We start from the raw sequence: 14946 nt of genomic DNA on the forward strand, positions 1-14946 counted from the left end.
GGCCTCCCCCTCCATCGCGCCGCCGTGCGGGGCCCACGGGAGGGCCCGCACGGCGGCGGGAGCAATCGGGACGATCCGATGCCGGTGGTCGAAGGCGGGGGATAGGGTGCCACCGATGCGCAGGGTGTGGGGCGCGTCACACATGGCAATGGGAAACAGGCCGCTGCGGCACGCTCGCGCGGCTGTGCATCTGGGGGGCCTCATGCACGAGATGATCAAGGGTGCCAACGTCGGTCTCACGTCGTTGAGCACGGACGTCGGCTCGGTGATGGTGAGTCTGGGCTGGAGCAGTCCGACGGGGGAGGGCGACGCGGACGTCTCCGTGCTGCTGCTCACCGCCGACGGCAGGGTCCGCAGCGACGCGGACTTCTACTTCTACAACAACCCCGTGGCACCGGACGGCAGCGTGCAGCTGCTGGGTAAGGCTCCGACGGCCGGCGGGAGCGAGGACCGGATCACCTTCGACCTGTCGGCGATCCCGTCGCAGGTCGAGCGGATCGTCGTCGCCGCGAGCCGTCACGAGGGCGCCGGGTTCGGGGAACTCGACGACCTGCGGGTGAGCGTCGCGGACGCCTCGGGAGAGGGGCTGCTGCGGTACTCCGTCGAGGAGGCGGGAGCGGTCGGCGCGCTGCTCTTCGGCGAGTTCTACCGGCGGTCCGGTGACTGGAAGTTCCGCGCGATCGGCCAGGGCTACGGGTCCGGGCTCGCCGGTCTGGCCACCGACTTCGGTGTGGACATCGACGACGCGGCGGAGGCCGAGCCGGAGGTGACCGTCGAGCAGGCGGTCGTCGAGGCGGCCGCGGCGGTGGTGGAGCGGGCGGCGGTGCCCGAACCGGCGGCGGTCGTGCCGCCCCGGGCCGAACCCCGTCCCCGTACGGCGAAGAAGAAGGTCACGCTGCCCAAGGTGGCGAAGAAGTCGCTCGCCGAGAACGACGCGTGGCGCACCGCCCGGCTCTTCCCCGCCTCGGCGCTGAAGAGCGACCGCGAACGGGAGACCCGGGCGACCTCGGTCCTGCTGTCCGTGATGACACAGGTGCCGGAGTTCGGCCGCCGCCTCACCGCCGGTTTCGGCGCACCGGCCGGCCGGATGGAGACGTTCACCGAGGTCACGCTGCCCAACGGGGACTCCCCGCGGCGTCCGGACGGGGTCGTGCGTGTCGAGCGGGCGGGGAAGCTGTGGACCGCCCTCGTCGAGACGAAGACGAACGGCAACGCGCTCCGGCAGGAGCAGGTGCAGGCGTACGTCGACATCGCGGCCCGGCGCGGGTACGAGGCCGTGATCACGCTGTCGAACGACGTCGAGCTGGACGGCAGTCCCCTGGTCGAGGTCAAGACGGACGGGCGGCGCAAGAACAAGGTGGCGCTGTGGCATCTGTCCTGGGCCGAGGTGACCCATCAGGCGCAGATGCTGATCCGCCACGAGGGCGTCGCCAACGGGGCGCACGCCTGGCTGCTCCAGGAGCTGCTGCACTACCTCCAGCACGAGAACTCGGGCTGTCACGGCTTCCAGAACATGGGACCGGCGTGGGTGCCCGTGCGCAAGGGGATCGACGACGAGACCCTGTGCCAGGGCGACACGCGCGCCGTGGACGTCGTGGAGAGCTGGGAGCGGCTCGTGCGGCAGGTGTGTCTGCGGCTCGGCGGCGAACTCGGGCAGAAGGTGCTGCCCGTCCAGCGGGCCAGGCGGGGAGCGGAGCCGCAGGCCCGGCGTGCCGAGCTGGCGGACCGGCTCTGCACCGACGGGAAGCTGGACGCGGAGCTGCGGATCGAGGGCACGCCGGGCGTCCTCGCGCTCTGCGCGGACCTGCGGACCGGCAAGCTGCGGACGTCCATCGAGATCCCGGCACCGGAGCAGGGGTATCCGCTCACGTGGGCCAAGCGGCTCGTGCGGCAGCTGGACGAGGCGCCGGCCGATCTGCACGTGGAGACGCTGGTCGACGGGGACCTGGGCGGGCCGCGGGGGACGCTGGAGCGGCTGCGGCCGGAACCGGCGGACATGCTGCCCAGGAACGGCGCTCAGATCACCGGGTTCCGGCTGTCGCTCTTCCGGGGCATGGGAAACACCCGGGGCAACGCCGAGTCGGGCTTCATCCGAAGCGTCGACGACTCCGTCGACCGCTTCCACACGTCTGTCGTGGAGAGCCTCGACAGGCGCGCACCGCGGCCCCGGCAGCCGGTGGTGGGGGCTGCCGCGGGCTGAGGTGGCGGGCGGGGCGTGGTGTCAGGGGATGTGCGTCAGAGCCGGTCCATCCGGGTGTAGGGACTCAGGACGCGGACCTGGCGAGCGCCGAAGTCGACGAGCATCGCAATGCCCTCTTCGACGCCGACGATCGTGCCCAGGCCGTACTGGTCGTGGGAGACACGGTCTCCGAGGCTGAACTCCTTGGCCACGGGGACGACCGGGGCGGCGAAGGGGCTGGTGGGCAGGTGGCGCCGGGGCGCGGAGGGTTTCGTCATCGTGTTGCCAGTATGGGCCCTATTCCGGCGCGCGGTAGGGCTTGATGGTCTCGATCCCGCTCCGACTCGGTGTCCCGGGGCGCCCCGGAACGCGGGTGGGCCGGGCGCGCGGACCGGCGTCCCGGCCGGTCCCGTCCCGCGTTCGCTGAGGTCAGCCGCGGGGGTCGGCCCCGGTGATCATCCTGGTGCGTGGACCGGTCCGCCGGGCGAGCACGCCGCGCACGAGAGGGAGATCTCCGTGGCGGGTCCGGGGCCGGGCGGACCCGGGATCGCGGGTGCGCGGCGGGGCGGGGCTCAGGGGGCGCACGCCCGCGCGTCGACCGGCGCGCCGGGTGCCGGCCGCGGCGGCCGCGGTGGTCCCGCAGGCCCGTGGCGCGGCCCGCTCCGGCCCCGCAGGGAACCGTCCGGTGGATCTCCGGCGACCGCCCGCCGGAGGCCGTCCTCGTCCCCGTCCGCGGCCGGGCGGGACGCCGGAACTGTCGCACTTGGATTCGAGGAAGCGGGCGGTCCCCCGCCGCGCGGACACCCGGAGATCCCGAGGACCGCCGGGGGCGGGCCGGGCGGCTCGCCGCGCCCGGTCCGGCGGGATCAGCCGCCGAGCAGCTCGCGGCGCAGGTCGCGCAGCTCCCCGGAGTCGATGTGCAGGCCCTTCCTCAGGTAGGAACCGAAGTCGCCGTACGTGGAGCTGACCTCGTCGAAGCCGGAGTTGAGGTACTCGGCGCGGACGTCCAGCAGCGGCTTGTAGACGGCCGCCTGCGCCGGGGGCATGGAGGCGAGCGTGGCGGCGTTGGCCGCGGCGCGGTAGGTGTTGCTGGCGAGGTAGTCGTTCATCACGGTGGCGCGCGGGACGCCGAGGGCGGTGAGCAGCGCGGCGCTGGACCAGCCGGTGCGGTCCTTGCCCGCGGTGCAGTGGTAGAGCACCCCGTCGCCGTGGGCGGCACCGGCGTACACGGTGCCGAACGCGGCCCGTGCGGAGTCGCCGTCGACCATGAACTTCTCGCCGTCCACCATTATCCTGACGGCCTCGGCCTCGGTGGTCGGCATCGCCGAGTAGGCCGGGGACCCGGCGAGGACGTCGGCGACCGTGTAGGTGGCGCCCGACGGCACGCGGTCCGGGGCGGACGAGCGCTCCGACTCCATCCGCAGGTCGTACACGGCGTGGATGCCGAGCCGCTTCAGCTTCGCGAGGTCGGCGGCGGTGAGCTTGTCCAGGGCGTCGGAGCGGTAGATCTCGCCCATCTTCACCCAGTGGCCGTCGCCGGTGCGGTAGCCGCCCGCGTCCCGGAAGTTGACCGCGCCGTCGAGCCTGATCAGGCGGTCGGCGAGGCGCAGGGAGCCGCCGCGCTCGGGGACCAGGTCGAACCACTGCCGGTCGGCCGCGGGCAGCCCGCGTACCGTGACGTCCCCCGTGGCGCCGCCGCGTGCGACGACCCGCCCGGCGGCCCGCACGACGACCTGGCGCACCCCGGGGGCCGTCCAGACGACGCGGTACGAACCGTCGTCTCCTGCGGTGACGGTCGCGCCGGTGAAGGGAATGCGCTGGGAGGCCGTGTGCTGGGCCGAGCCGTGCCGGACCGGCGCGTGGGCAGGAGCGGCGGAGGCGGCCGGGGCGGTCACGGCGACGGCCGTCAGGGCGAGCACGACACCGGTGAGGGAAGCGATCTTCATGTCCCGGATGGTTGGCCGTTGAAACAAACTCCGGGTGTACAGGGCAGGGAGTCACGAGGACCCGCAGATGTCGGACCGGCGAGCCGATCCGGCCAGGGGCCCCGGTGGCCGGATCCGGCCACCGGGGCTGTCGGCCGACGGCGCGCTGCCCCGGTGCGACGATCCGGGCCGTGGGCGCCTTCGCCGCCGGGACCGTGCTCGGCGCCGTGCCGGGGGTTGCCCGCTCCACGGCCGCCCGGGCGGTGTCGTGCGCCGTCCTCCCCTGTGGGACGGCGTACGACACCGTGGGCAGCCCGAGCAGTGCGGCGGTGGCGGCGGTGTACCGGGGGAAGAGGCGCCCTCCCCCGTCCGAACGTCGCGTACAACTCCGGTCACCCCGGGATCGGATGACACCGTCCGCGATCCCTTCCCCCGGGCGCCCTGTCAGTCGAGCGCGCTCGTCTCCCGCCACTGGTTCCAGGTCAGGTTCCAGTCGCCGTAGCCGTTGCCGACCGCGACCGTGTCGCGGGAGCCGACGACCTTGATGACGTCGCCGGGGACGACCTCGTCGTAGAAGCGCTTCGCGGTGCCGTCGGTGGCGAGTCCGACGCAGCCGTGGGTGACGTTCTGCCGGCCGCCGTGGAGGTTCGCCTTCGGGTTCTGGTGGAGGTAGGTGCCCGAGGCGGTGAGGTGGACGGCGTAGGCGTAGTAGCCCGCGTAGGCGTCGCCGTAGCCGACGCTGCGCGAGTCCATGAAGACGCGGGTCGCCTTGTCGGAGACGACCATCGTGCCGTTCCAGGTGTCCATGCCCGGCGCGCCCGCGGTGATCGGGACACGGCGCGACGCGCCGTCCTTCTCCACCGTCATGACATGGGTACGGACGTCCACCGTGGCGACGAGGGAGCGGCCGACGGTGAAGTGCCGGGTGATGTCCGCGCCGGCCCGGACGGTGACCGCCGTGCCGGGCTTCCAGTAGGCGCGGGGCCGGAAGTCGACGCGTTGTCCGTCGCGGAGGTTGCGGTCCCTCACCCAGCCCCAGGACCCCTCGACATCCGCCTTCACCTTCAACTGCCGTTCCACCCGCCCACGTTCGTCGACGGGGACCGGCCGGTCGAAGGTCACCGATATCGGCATGCCGACCCCCACGGTCTGCCCGTCGGTGATATTGATGTGCGCGCCGGGCAGTGAACCGAGCGGTGTGGCCGACGGTTTCGGGCGGCCGCCGCCCGTCGGGTCGACGGTCCCGGTGGCCGTCGCCGTCGGCCGCCCCTGCGCGCCGCTCCCGCCCCCGTCGGCCACCGCCCGCGCCGAGCATCCGGTGAGCGCGAGCGCGCACACGGCCGCCGCGCTCCAGGCGCGGGCGAACCGGCCCCGGCCGGGCCTGAGTTCCGTGATCATGGTGATCCCCCTGTGATGTGTTTCGATGAGCGACGTACGGGACCTGTACGCACGGCACCGACGGCCGGGTTGCACGCGGCCGGGAGGAATTCCGCACCATCCGGCGGGGGACATGACCGAGGAAGAGTTCGACGCGTTCTACGCGGCCGCGTTCCCCCGGCTGACCGGCCAGCTCTACGCGTTCACCGGGGACCACGGCGAGGCGCAGGACGTCGTCCAGGAGGCGTTCGTCCGCGCCTGGGACCGGCGGCGGGAGTTCCTCGCCGAGGGCGCGCCCGAGGCATGGATCCGGACGGTCGCGATACGGCTCGCGGTGAGCCGCTGGCGCCGTGCGCGCCGCTGGCTGGAGCTCGTACGGCGCACGCCGCCGCCCGAGCACACCCCGGGCCCGGGACCCGAACGGGCCGCGCTGGTCGCCGCGTTGCGCTCCCTGCCCGAGGCGCAGCGGATGGCGGTCGTTCTGCACCATCTGTGCGACCTCAGTGTCGAGCAGGTAGCCTCCGAGACCGGCGCCCCCGTCGGCACGGTCAAGGCCCGGTTGTCCCGGGGCCGGGCGGCGCTGGCACGGGCGCTCTCGGAGGATGTTGCCGACCCTGCCGGTTCCACGCTCCCGCCGCACGGCGCGGGGCCGTCGGACGAGGGCGAGAGGGAGGACGATCGTGTCCGATGAACTCACCTCCGGACTGCGGGAGTTGGCCGCCGAGGGCGAGACGTCCCCGTCACTGACCGGCGCGGAGATCCGCGGCCGGGCGGGACGCCGCCGACGCCGACGCCGTACCGCGCTGGCCGGTGCCGGCGCCTCCGCGGTGGGCGCGCTCGCCCTGGTCGTCGCGCTGGGCCTGGGCGGCGGGACGGACCACGGCACGCCCCCGGCGGCGAGCCCCACCGGCACACCGAGCGGGCCGGTGACGCCGAACGCCACGGTCGACCTGTCCCGGCGGGTGCTCGCGGCGTCCGGCCGCACCATGCCTCTCACCGCGGGGACCGCCAAGGCCCCGACGCCGACGGGCCGGATGACGGTCACCGGCAAGCAGACGGTCAGACGGATGATCTCCGAGGAGGTCGGCCTCGGGGAGAAGTACGACGTCAAGATCCCGTGGGTGATCGAGCTCACCGGATCCGACGGCGCGAAGAACTTCGTCGCGGCGCTGACGTACGACCCGAAGGCGCCGGGGAACTACGACCGGACCAACGGCTGGATCGGGCTGCGCCCGCACGACGCGCAGTGGCTCTACGGGCACCTCGACGTGGGCGCGGTGGTCGACGTCGAGGCGTCGGCCGGGTCGGCGGCGTCCACCCCCACGTCCACGAACCGGGCCGAGGGCGGGGCCACGCGCGGGCTCGGGGGAGCGGAAACGGCGGCTGCGGGAACCGGCAGGGGCAGCGGCTCGGGGGCCTCGGGCCACTGACGCCGGGCGCCGGGTCCCGTGCGGGCGGCACGATACGCCGCCCGCGCCCGACGGGGTCACGCGACGGACGCGCTCTTGTCGTCGGCGAGCGCGGCTAGATGGGCGTCGAGCGCGGCGAACGTCTCGGCGGGCCGCTCGATCTGCGGCAGGTGTCCTGCCTCGGCGACCGTCTCGAAACGGGCCCGCGCGAAGGCCGCCGCGAAGGCCCGCCCGTACGCCGGTGTGACGACGCGGTCGCTCTCGCCCCACAGCACGAGGGTGGGGATCCGCACCCGGCCCAGCCGGTTGAGCAGCTTCGGGTCGTGCATGTACGGGTCGCCGGCGAGGATCCGCATGGTGGCCATGTTGGCCCGCTGGGCGGCGATCCGCTCCTCGCCGAGGGCGGCGGGGTCCACGGCGAAGCGGGACGGGTCGTGGAACGAGTACGCGGCGAGTTCGTCCGGCCGGAGCCCGAAGACGTCACGGACCGGCTCCCCCGGGACGGCCACGCCCGCGGCGTTCACCAGCACGAGTGAGCCGATGACCGCGCCGTCGTCACGGAAGGCCATCTCGGCGCCGGTCCAGCCGCCGAGCGAGGAGCCGACGACGAGGACGTCACGGTGGCCCTCGTCCTTCAGCCAGTGCAGATACGCGATCGCCAGGTCGTCCACACCGGTGAACCAGTCGGGGCGATCCGTCCCGTTCCAGCCGGGGTGCGTGGGGACGACCGCGCGCAGGCCGTGCCGGCCGGCCAGGTGCGTGGCGATGCCCTGGACGGTGGCGGGGCCGCCACCGCCGTGCAGGACGAGCGCGAGCGGGCCGTCGGCGGGGCCGCTCTCGGTGAGGTTCAGGGGCAGGTCGGGGCGCGGGAAGACGGTTCGGGTGCGGGTCTGGATCTCTGTCTCGGTCATGCGCCCCACGGTATCTACGCATACGTATATACGCAAGCTTAGATACTGGATTAGGATGGGGTCATGACCGCGAACCATGAGGGAGCAGGGGCCGTGGACGCCGGGTCCCGTCACCGCCCCGTCGATCTCGAAGAGCTGGGCCGCGCCGTGAAGGAGGCGCAGTACCGGCACCACCGCGCGCTCGACACGCGACTCGCCGGGGTCGGCACGACGCTGGCCCAGTGGGACGCGCTCCGGGCGATCGCCCGGACGCCCGGCGCCTCCGCGCACGAGCTGGCGGTCGCCACCTTCCAGGGCGACCAGGCCTTCGGCACCCTGGCCTCACGGCTCGCGGCGCAGCAGCTCGTCGAGCGCCGTCCGGGCCACGGCCGACGGATCGAGCACCGTCTGACGGAGGCCGGCGAACGCGTGCTCGCCGCGGGCCGCACCGTCGCCCGCGACATCCTCGCCACGTCCTTCGGCCCGCTCACCGAGCCCGAACGGGCCACACTGCTCGCTCTGTTGCGCCGCGTGGGCACTGCGGTCGAGGCCCCCTAAGATCCATGACCATGGAGATATGGGGTCTTTTTCTCGCCGCCCTGATGATCGCGAGCTTCGCCGGTCTCGAAGCCCGACTCGGCCGCACCCACCGGAAGATCGAGCGTGTCGAGCGGCAACTCGACCTGATCCTCGGCCATCTCGGCATCCACGAGGAGCAGCCGTCGCTGCCGCGGGTCACCGAGCTGCTGCGGGACGGCAAGAAGATCGAGGCGATCAAGGCGTACCGGGAGGCCACGGGAGCGGGACTCCTGGAGGCGAAGCAGGCCGTGGAGCGCATGGACTGACGGCGGTCACCCGGTCGCCGGTCGCGGCCTTGTGCCCGGGCCGGCGTCCCGGCCGGCGGGACAGACCCGGTACCGGCCCGACGCGACGTCCGCTCGCACGCGCGGACGCCGCAGGCTCCGCGAACGCGGTCACCCCGCCGCCCGCCAGGCCGCTGGGGGCGGACACGTCACCGGGACGCCCGCCGCTCCCGGGTCTCGGCCCGTCGCCCGACATCCGTCGTCGTGTCCAGGACACCGGACACGACCCCGCCGGTCGTCGCCGTCAGAGCGGGGGCTGCGCCGGGGCCGGGCCCAGGGTCGTGGTGCCGGGGGCCGTGCGGTGGCCGAGGCCGGTGCGGTAGGCGTCCAGGGCCGCCTCCACGCGGCCGGTACGGCGCAGCAGGTCGCCCAGCAGCCGGCACAGGTCGGCCAGGTCGCCGGCCGCGCCCGCCCGTTCCAGGAGGCTCATCGCCCGGACGTAGTGCTCCTCCGCGGCCTCCGTGTCCCGGGCGTCCTCCGCGATGATGCCGAGCAGCCGGTGCGCGGCGGCGGAGTGGATGGCACCCCGCTCGGAACTCAGGTCCCCGAGCACCTGGCGCAGCAGCGTGCCCGCCTCGTCGGACTTGCCCCGGCGGTGCAGCACGTCGGCCAGCTCCACCGCGACCTGGCTGGTGTAGAGCGCGGCCCGCTTGGCCGAGAGCATGGCCTGCGCCTCGCGCAACTCCGTCTCCGCGCGCTCCAGTTCACCGTTCTGCGCGTACAGGTACCCGCGCATCCAGTGACAGTTGGCGAGTTCGGTGCGGATCTGGAGCTGCCGGTAGAGCTCGGCGGCCTTGCCGAGGGACACGTCGGCCTCGGCGATCCGCCCCTCGGCGATCATCGTCCGCGCCACCGACCGGTGCATGCGCGCCACCAGGGCCGGATCGCCGACCTGCGGCGCGAGGGCGAGGGCGAACTCGGCGGCCTGCGCGGCCCGGGCGTGCGCGCCCATGTCCATGTAGGGCGCTATGACGCCCGTGTAGAGGAGGAGGAGGGCGTCGGGGTCGTGCAGGCCGGTCCGGTTCAGCTCGTCGAGCGTGGACTCGAACAGGTAGCAGGCGTACCGGAGTTCACCGGCGAGATAGTGGGAGGTCGCCCGGCCGCGCACCGCCGGCACCCGCTGCGGCAGCGGGGCGTCGCCGAGCCGCTGCTCCGACTCCTCGAAGCGCCGGCGCGCCGTCTCCAGGTCCCCGGTGTCCAGGGCGCATTCGCCGAGCCCGAGCAGCGCCGCCGCCTCCTCGGCCGCCAGCCCGTGCGTGACCGCCTCCGCGAGCAGCGCGGTGTACGCCTCGGCGGCGACCTCGGCCTCTCCGGTGGCGAGCGTGCGCTGCGCGTCGGTCAGCCGCAGCCGCAGGTCGGTGGCGAGGTGGGCGGGGCGCCCGGTCGCCAGCTCCTCGTAGGCGATCCCGAGCCGCTCCGCGATGTGCCGCAGTGCCGGCTCGGAGGCGCGCACGCGTCCCGCCTCCAGGGTGGAGATGTACGCCGGGGTATAGGCGGGTTCCGCCAGCTGTTTCTGCGTCAGGCCGCGCTTCGTCCGCAACTGCTGCACCCTGCGCCCGATGATCTCCGGGCCGTCCCGCTCCGCCATGGGTTAAGCATGCCATTAAGCCGAGTTAAGTCGGCCCAGCTTTTGACTATTGTCCAACTCCCTTGGCCCCCTTGCGAGGTGAGCCCGGAAGCCTCTAGGTTAAGCGGCGGATTAAGCAAGCTTAATACGCCGCTGTTGTTGTGAGGTCACCATGCTCCGACGTATTTCCGCGCGCTACTCCAGAGGGTTTATCGCCGCGCTCCTCGCGGTCGCCGCGCTGGTGACGGTGGCGAACGTCGGCCCGGCGAGGGCGACCGTACCGACCGGTGCCGCGCACCCGTCCGAGCAGGGAGCCCTGCCCGCCGGACGGTGACCGGGCCCGCGCCGGACCCGTCGGCCCCCGCCGACCGGCTGCCGGACGGCGCCGTCCGCGCGTCCTCTCCCGCCCGGACGGCGCCCACCGCGCCGCTCCCTGCCCACGGCGGGGGGCGCGGCATACGCTGACCCGGTGACCTCAGCCGCAGCCCGCACCGCACTGGACCTCACCGCCGACCTCCCGGTCCCCGACCTGGAGGACTTCTACCGGGACCTGCACCGGCATCCCGAACTCTCGCTCCAGGAACACCGCACGGCCGCCGCCCTCACGCGGCGGCTCCGCGCGTCCGGGTACGAGACGACCGAGGGCGTGGGCGGCACGGGCGTGGTCGGCGTCCTGCGCAACGGGGACGGGCCCACCGTCCTGCTGCGCGCCGACATGGACGCGCTGCCCGTTCCCGAGCAGACCGCCCTGTCGTACTCCTCGGAGACCGACGGGGTCATGCACGCCTGCGGCCACGACCTGCACGTCACCTGGCTGGCCGGGGCCGCCGCCGCGCTCGCCGCCGGACGCGACACCTGGACCGGCACGCTCGTCCTGGTCGGACAGCCCGCCGAGGAGACGGGCGCGGGCGCGGCCCGGATGATCGGGGACGGTCTCCACGAACGCTTCCCGCGGCCGGACGTCCTGCTCGGCCAGCACGTGGCGCCCGGCCCCGCGGGCCTGTACGCGCACTCCCCGGGGCTGATCATGTCCGCCTCGACGGACATCGACATCGTGGTGCACGGCCGGGGCGGTCACGGCTCGCGCCCCGAGTCGACCGTCGACCCGGTGGTGACGGCCGCGTACATCGTGACGCGGCTCCAGACAGTCGTCAGCCGGGAGATCGCGGCCCGTGACTCCGCCGTGCTGACGGTCGGGCGGATCGAGGCGGGCACCCGGCACAACATCATCCCGTCCGAGGCCCGGATCTCCCTCAACCTGCGGACCCAGTCGCCGGCGGTACGGGAGCGGATGATCGCCGCCGTACGGCGGGTGGCGGCCGGCGAGTGCGCCGCGGCCGGCTGCCCGAGCGAGCCCGAGGTCACCGTCGGCAACGACTTCCCCGTGACGGTCAACGACGTCGAGACCGACCGGCGGATCGCCGCCGTGCACGGCGAGGTCTTCGGCGCCGGGACGATCCTCGACCCCGGTCCGGCGATGGGCAGCGAGGACTTCTCCCGCCTCGCGGCCGGCGGACTCCCCTACTCCTTCTGGTTCGTGACCGGCACCCCGGCCGACGTCTGGAACGCGGCCCCCGGCGGCGACGACCTCATGGCCCGGCTGGAGGCGGTGCCCAGCAACCACAGTCCGCACTTCGCCCCGGACCTCTCCACGGTCGCGCCGGGCGTACGGACCCTGGTGTCGGGGGCGCTGGCCTCGCTGTCCGCCTGAGCGGTCCGCCCGCGCCGTCCCCGCTGCGCCGTCGGCCCCTTCCTGGCGCCGGGCCGTCGCCCTCGTCCGCTCAGGCCTGCGTCTGCAACTGGCGCAACTGCTGCCGCACATGGTCGAGGGCGCCCTCCCGGCGTCCCGGCACCCGGAGCCTCAAGGCGGCGAGTTCCGAGCCGAGTTCGCGGGCCCGCGCCGGTGCGTCGACGCGGCCCCACTGATGGTGGGCGCGGTCCACGGCCGACTCCACCTCCGGTGCGTCCGGAGCCTGTCCCGCGTCCAGCCGGGCCACCGCGACCGCCAGCCAGGTACGGCAGCTGCGCTCCGGATCCCCCGCGAACATCGCCAGATCGGCCCGTACCTCCATCCAGTGCAGCACCTGCTCGGAGCCGGCCCCGTGCACACGGGCCGCCTCCTCCTCCCACGTCCCCGCCAGGGCGAGCGCCTCGTCGTGGCGGCCGGCCCGCACGGCGGTGGTGATCGTCTCGTGGGGATCGAGCGGAGCCGAACTCCGCTGCTGGGCCGCCTGGTTGGGGAGCGCCACAGAGGCGGCACCCGCAGGTCGCTCCGCCGGTGAGGTCGCTGAGGGCGCCGTGCCCGGCGCGGGTGTCCGCGGAGCCGCCTGCGCGGCCGGCGCCGTGGGCGGCTCGCCGCCGGGCGGCGCGAGGGGCATCGGCGGTGCGGAGGGAGGCGGCGCCGTGACGACGGACGGAGTCCGGCCGGTGTGGCCCGCCTCCGGGGGAGCGTACGGGGGCAGCGGCGTCACCGGCGTGAACTCCGGTGCCGGCGGCCAGGGTTGGCCGGCCCAGGACTGGCCGGGGGCGGGACGGAAGGCGGACGCCCCGGCCTCCGGGACCGTCGCGGCCGAAACCGTGGCGGCCGAAACTGTCGCGTCCGGAATCACCGTGGTCACGACCGGACCGCCCGAGGCCACAGGAGCGACAGAGGCGACGGAGTCAGCCGGAGCGACGGAACCGACCGGGCCCCGCTGCCCGGGTGCGAGCACGAGGTCCGCCGGTCCCGGCCTTCCCGTCTCCTCGCCCGACGTCCTCGTCAGGGCCTGCTGGTGCAGCTGGGACAGCGGCGGCCGGTGACCGCTGCGCAGCAGGGTGGCGACGGCCTTCATGTACGCCGGGTGAGCCACCGTACGCCGCGGGGGCGGCGGTGCGACCCTGCCGTACAGCGCGGTCGACGGACCCGCGGTGAGCGGGCGCCCGGAGAGCAGGGACCAGGCCTCCGCGTCGGCATGCAGATCGACGAAGATGCTGGTCAGGCCCGGTGGGCGCAGCCGCAGTTCCTCGGTGATCCAGTGCCAGGGGAACGCGGTGTAGCGGACCGTCGCCGGGGTGGTGCGGGCCAGCGCGAGATGGGGAAGCCGCTGCCGGCGGTCCAGCTGGAGCTGCCCGGTCACGAACATCGTCAGCGGTCCCGGCGCCGTCGCCGCGGCCCGCAGCCGGGTCAGCACGGCCTGCGGCTCCAACGGGTCGGCGAGTTCCACCACGTTCGCGGTCTCGGTGCCCGACAGCACCGCCGGGGCGACGGCCGCGAGCACGGGGAGCACGGACGCGGCGTCCACCAGACACCCCTTGCCCACCGGCGAGGCCGCGAGAAGCAGCACGGTTCCGGGCATCGGTTCCCTCCCCCATCGATCACGTACGTCAGCACCGTAACCGCTGCGCCTGCAAAGGGGGGACGTGACGGCCGGGAACCGTCACCCCGCCGCGCTCCGGGCCGGCCGGGATCCGCGCCCCGCCGCACGCTCCGAACGGCCCGCCCTAGGTGACGTCGTTCAGGTCCGCCGCGTAGCCGCGCGCCCGGCGTCGTACGGCGAAGATCGTCGTGTCGTCGGCGAGGCGGCCGGCCGAGTGCCTCAGGGTCCCGTCGCGGACGAGCTCGACGAGGAACGCCGGGTCGGCGGCTGCCGGGTCCCGGGTCACCGCGGCCGTGACCGCCTCGCGCAGCGGGAAGAACTCGCCCGACGCGTCACGGGCCTCGGTCACCCCGTCGGTGACCAGCAACAGCGTCTCCCCGGCGGCGAGCGGGACGCGGAGCACCGGCGGCGGCTCGGTCGCCAACTCGCTCAGGCCGAGCGGCAGTCCGTCGCCGGGCGGCAGACTCCGTACGCCCGCGGGCCCGACCACGAGGGGCGGTTCGTGGCCGAAGTTGATGACCTCGACGGTGGCCGGGGTGTCCTCGGGGAAGGCGACCAGGACCCCGGTCGCGAACCGGTCCCCCTCGTCACGGCCGAGCGCCGCGCAATAGCCGAGATGCCGCAGCATGCGCACCTCCAGGCGTCCGGCGACCGTCTCCAGGAACGGCTCGTGGTACGCCGTCTCGCGGAACGTGCCGAGCAGCGCGGCCGCCGCCTCCACCGCGCCGAGCCCCTTGCCCTGGACGTCGCCGAGCAGCAGCCGGGTGCCGTGCAGTCCCGGCTGGATGTCGTAGAAGTCGCCGCCGACGCGGGCCTCGCTGTCGGCGGTGAGGTAGACGGCCGCGTGGTCCAGGCCGCCCCAGCCCGGCGCCATCGGGCGCAGCACCGTGCGCCGGGTCGTCTCGGCGACGTCCTGCATGTGCAGCATGCGCCGCTCCCCGCGCACCCGCACCGAGCAGGCCAGCACCGCGAGCACCCCGCCGGCCAGCACGAGGATGAAGTCGGGCAGGCCGGTCTGGAGCTGGTGCGGCCAGGAGCTGTCGATGACGACGTAGGTGAGCAGGGACAGCACCGCGAGGGCGGCCGTGCCCCACACCCCGCAGAGCGCCGCGGCGATCGCGGGCACCAGGGCGACCCAGGAGATGATCCGGAACCGCCCGGAGGTGTTCGCGTCGAGCAGCGCGATGCCGATGAGCAGCAGGACCGGAGGCATCCAGGCGACACTGCGCCCCCGCAGCAGCAGTGGCTTCTGCCGCTGGACGGCGTCCCGCCGTCCAGCGCGCGGGAGTTGGTCGAGCAGGGATCTCCGGGCGGCCACCGTGCCGTACCGCCTCTTCCTCCAGGGCCGGGCGTCGCGGACCCGGGCTGATCCGGGCGACA

At 74.2% G+C, this 14946-nt stretch carries 13 protein-coding genes; 6 read left to right on the forward strand and 7 right to left on the reverse strand.

Annotation, left to right across the window (positions count from 1 at the left end):
• Positions 1 to 202: 202 nt before the first annotated feature.
• Positions 203 to 2200 (forward strand): TerD family protein, encoded by a 1998-nt coding sequence (locus OG406_RS19850; RefSeq protein WP_329186959.1) that lies wholly within the window; start codon positions 203 to 205, stop codon positions 2198 to 2200.
• A gap of 35 nt (positions 2201 to 2235) precedes the next feature.
• Here OG406_RS19850 and OG406_RS19855 read toward each other — a convergent pair whose 3' ends face one another.
• The 3 genes from OG406_RS19855 to OG406_RS19865 all read right to left on the reverse strand — a co-directional run bounded on the left by OG406_RS19855 (position 2236) and on the right by OG406_RS19865 (position 5502).
• A complete protein-coding gene (locus tag OG406_RS19855; protein WP_081218430.1) occupies positions 2236 to 2457 on the reverse strand; it encodes a hypothetical protein in 222 nt (73 codons plus the stop codon).
• Positions 2458 to 3045: 588 nt separating this feature from the next.
• Positions 3046 to 4125 carry a tyrosine-protein phosphatase gene (locus OG406_RS19860; protein WP_329186963.1) on the reverse strand — a complete coding sequence of 360 codons (1080 nt, stop codon included), beginning with the start codon at positions 4123 to 4125 and terminating at the stop codon, positions 3046 to 3048.
• A 423-nt stretch (positions 4126 to 4548) separates the two neighbouring features.
• Positions 4549 to 5502, reverse strand: coding sequence for a L,D-transpeptidase (locus tag OG406_RS19865; protein ID WP_329186965.1), 954 nt, complete (start codon positions 5500 to 5502; stop codon positions 4549 to 4551).
• 112 nt (positions 5503 to 5614) lie between these two features.
• On the opposite strand from OG406_RS19865, the gene OG406_RS19870 reads away from it, so the two are divergent.
• Both OG406_RS19870 and OG406_RS19875 read left to right on the forward strand, forming a co-directional pair.
• The gene (locus OG406_RS19870; protein ID WP_267051381.1) at positions 5615 to 6172 is read left to right on the forward strand and encodes a SigE family RNA polymerase sigma factor; all 558 of its coding nucleotides are present in this window, start codon (positions 5615 to 5617) and stop codon (positions 6170 to 6172) included.
• Positions 6162 to 6911, forward strand: coding sequence for a L,D-transpeptidase (locus tag OG406_RS19875; protein WP_329186967.1), 750 nt, complete (start codon positions 6162 to 6164; stop codon positions 6909 to 6911). Before OG406_RS19870 ends, OG406_RS19875 begins: the two co-directional genes overlap by 11 nt.
• Positions 6912 to 6967: 56 nt before the next feature.
• Here the strand turns inward: OG406_RS19875 and OG406_RS19880 are convergent, their stop codons facing one another.
• Entirely contained in the window at positions 6968 to 7801 is an 834-nt protein-coding gene (locus OG406_RS19880; RefSeq protein ID WP_267051379.1) for an alpha/beta fold hydrolase, read from the reverse strand.
• A 63-nt stretch (positions 7802 to 7864) separates the two neighbouring features.
• Between OG406_RS19880 and OG406_RS19885 the strand changes: the two genes are divergently transcribed.
• Positions 7865 to 8338: a MarR family winged helix-turn-helix transcriptional regulator gene (locus OG406_RS19885; RefSeq protein WP_164372780.1), complete on the forward strand. Its 474-nt coding sequence runs from the start codon at positions 7865 to 7867 to the stop codon at positions 8336 to 8338.
• Between the two features lie 5 nt (positions 8339 to 8343).
• The gene (locus OG406_RS19890) at positions 8344 to 8625 is read left to right on the forward strand and encodes a ribosomal protein L7/L12 (protein ID WP_329186971.1); all 282 of its coding nucleotides are present in this window, start codon (positions 8344 to 8346) and stop codon (positions 8623 to 8625) included.
• A 262-nt stretch (positions 8626 to 8887) separates the two neighbouring features.
• Here OG406_RS19890 and OG406_RS19895 read toward each other — a convergent pair whose 3' ends face one another.
• Positions 8888 to 10231, reverse strand: a complete 1344-nt coding sequence (locus tag OG406_RS19895) for a helix-turn-helix domain-containing protein (RefSeq protein WP_081218423.1) — start codon at positions 10229 to 10231, stop codon at positions 8888 to 8890.
• Between the two features lie 448 nt (positions 10232 to 10679).
• Here OG406_RS19895 and OG406_RS19900 point away from each other — a divergent pair, with 448 nt between their 5' ends.
• Positions 10680 to 11921, forward strand: a complete 1242-nt coding sequence (locus OG406_RS19900) for an amidohydrolase (protein ID WP_329186972.1) — start codon at positions 10680 to 10682, stop codon at positions 11919 to 11921.
• Between the two features lie 70 nt (positions 11922 to 11991).
• Here the strand turns inward: OG406_RS19900 and OG406_RS19905 are convergent, their stop codons facing one another.
• Together OG406_RS19905 and OG406_RS19910 are read right to left on the reverse strand one after the other, a co-directional pair.
• Entirely contained in the window at positions 11992 to 13545 is a 1554-nt protein-coding gene (locus tag OG406_RS19905; protein ID WP_329186974.1) for a hypothetical protein, read from the reverse strand.
• Between the two features lie 145 nt (positions 13546 to 13690).
• Positions 13691 to 14884 (reverse strand): PP2C family protein-serine/threonine phosphatase, encoded by a 1194-nt coding sequence (locus OG406_RS19910; RefSeq protein WP_267051376.1) that lies wholly within the window; start codon positions 14882 to 14884, stop codon positions 13691 to 13693.
• Positions 14885 to 14946: the final 62 nt, after the last annotated feature.

This window comes from Streptomyces sp. NBC_01428 (assembly GCF_036231965.1).
Taxonomy (GTDB): Bacteria; Actinomycetota; Actinomycetes; order Streptomycetales; family Streptomycetaceae; genus Streptomyces.

What these genes read in the sequence shown, in the direction of transcription:
- OG406_RS19850 (WP_329186959.1), top strand. Translation starts at nt 203, where the DNA reads ATGCACGAGATGATCAAGGGTGCCAACGTCGGTCTCACGTCGTTGAGC.
- OG406_RS19855 (WP_081218430.1), bottom strand. Translation starts at nt 2,457, where the DNA reads ATGACGAAACCCTCCGCGCCCCGGCGCCACCTGCCCACCAGCCCCTTC.
- OG406_RS19860 (WP_329186963.1), bottom strand. Translation starts at nt 4,125, where the DNA reads ATGAAGATCGCTTCCCTCACCGGTGTCGTGCTCGCCCTGACGGCCGTC.
- OG406_RS19865 (WP_329186965.1), bottom strand. Translation starts at nt 5,502, where the DNA reads ATGATCACGGAACTCAGGCCCGGCCGGGGCCGGTTCGCCCGCGCCTGG.
- OG406_RS19870 (WP_267051381.1), top strand. Translation starts at nt 5,615, where the DNA reads ATGACCGAGGAAGAGTTCGACGCGTTCTACGCGGCCGCGTTCCCCCGG.
- OG406_RS19880 (WP_267051379.1), bottom strand. Translation starts at nt 7,801, where the DNA reads ATGACCGAGACAGAGATCCAGACCCGCACCCGAACCGTCTTCCCGCGC.
- OG406_RS19885 (WP_164372780.1), top strand. Translation starts at nt 7,865, where the DNA reads ATGACCGCGAACCATGAGGGAGCAGGGGCCGTGGACGCCGGGTCCCGT.
- OG406_RS19890 (WP_329186971.1), top strand. Translation starts at nt 8,344, where the DNA reads ATGACCATGGAGATATGGGGTCTTTTTCTCGCCGCCCTGATGATCGCG.
- OG406_RS19895 (WP_081218423.1), bottom strand. Translation starts at nt 10,231, where the DNA reads ATGGCGGAGCGGGACGGCCCGGAGATCATCGGGCGCAGGGTGCAGCAG.
- OG406_RS19905 (WP_329186974.1), bottom strand. Translation starts at nt 13,545, where the DNA reads ATGCCCGGAACCGTGCTGCTTCTCGCGGCCTCGCCGGTGGGCAAGGGG.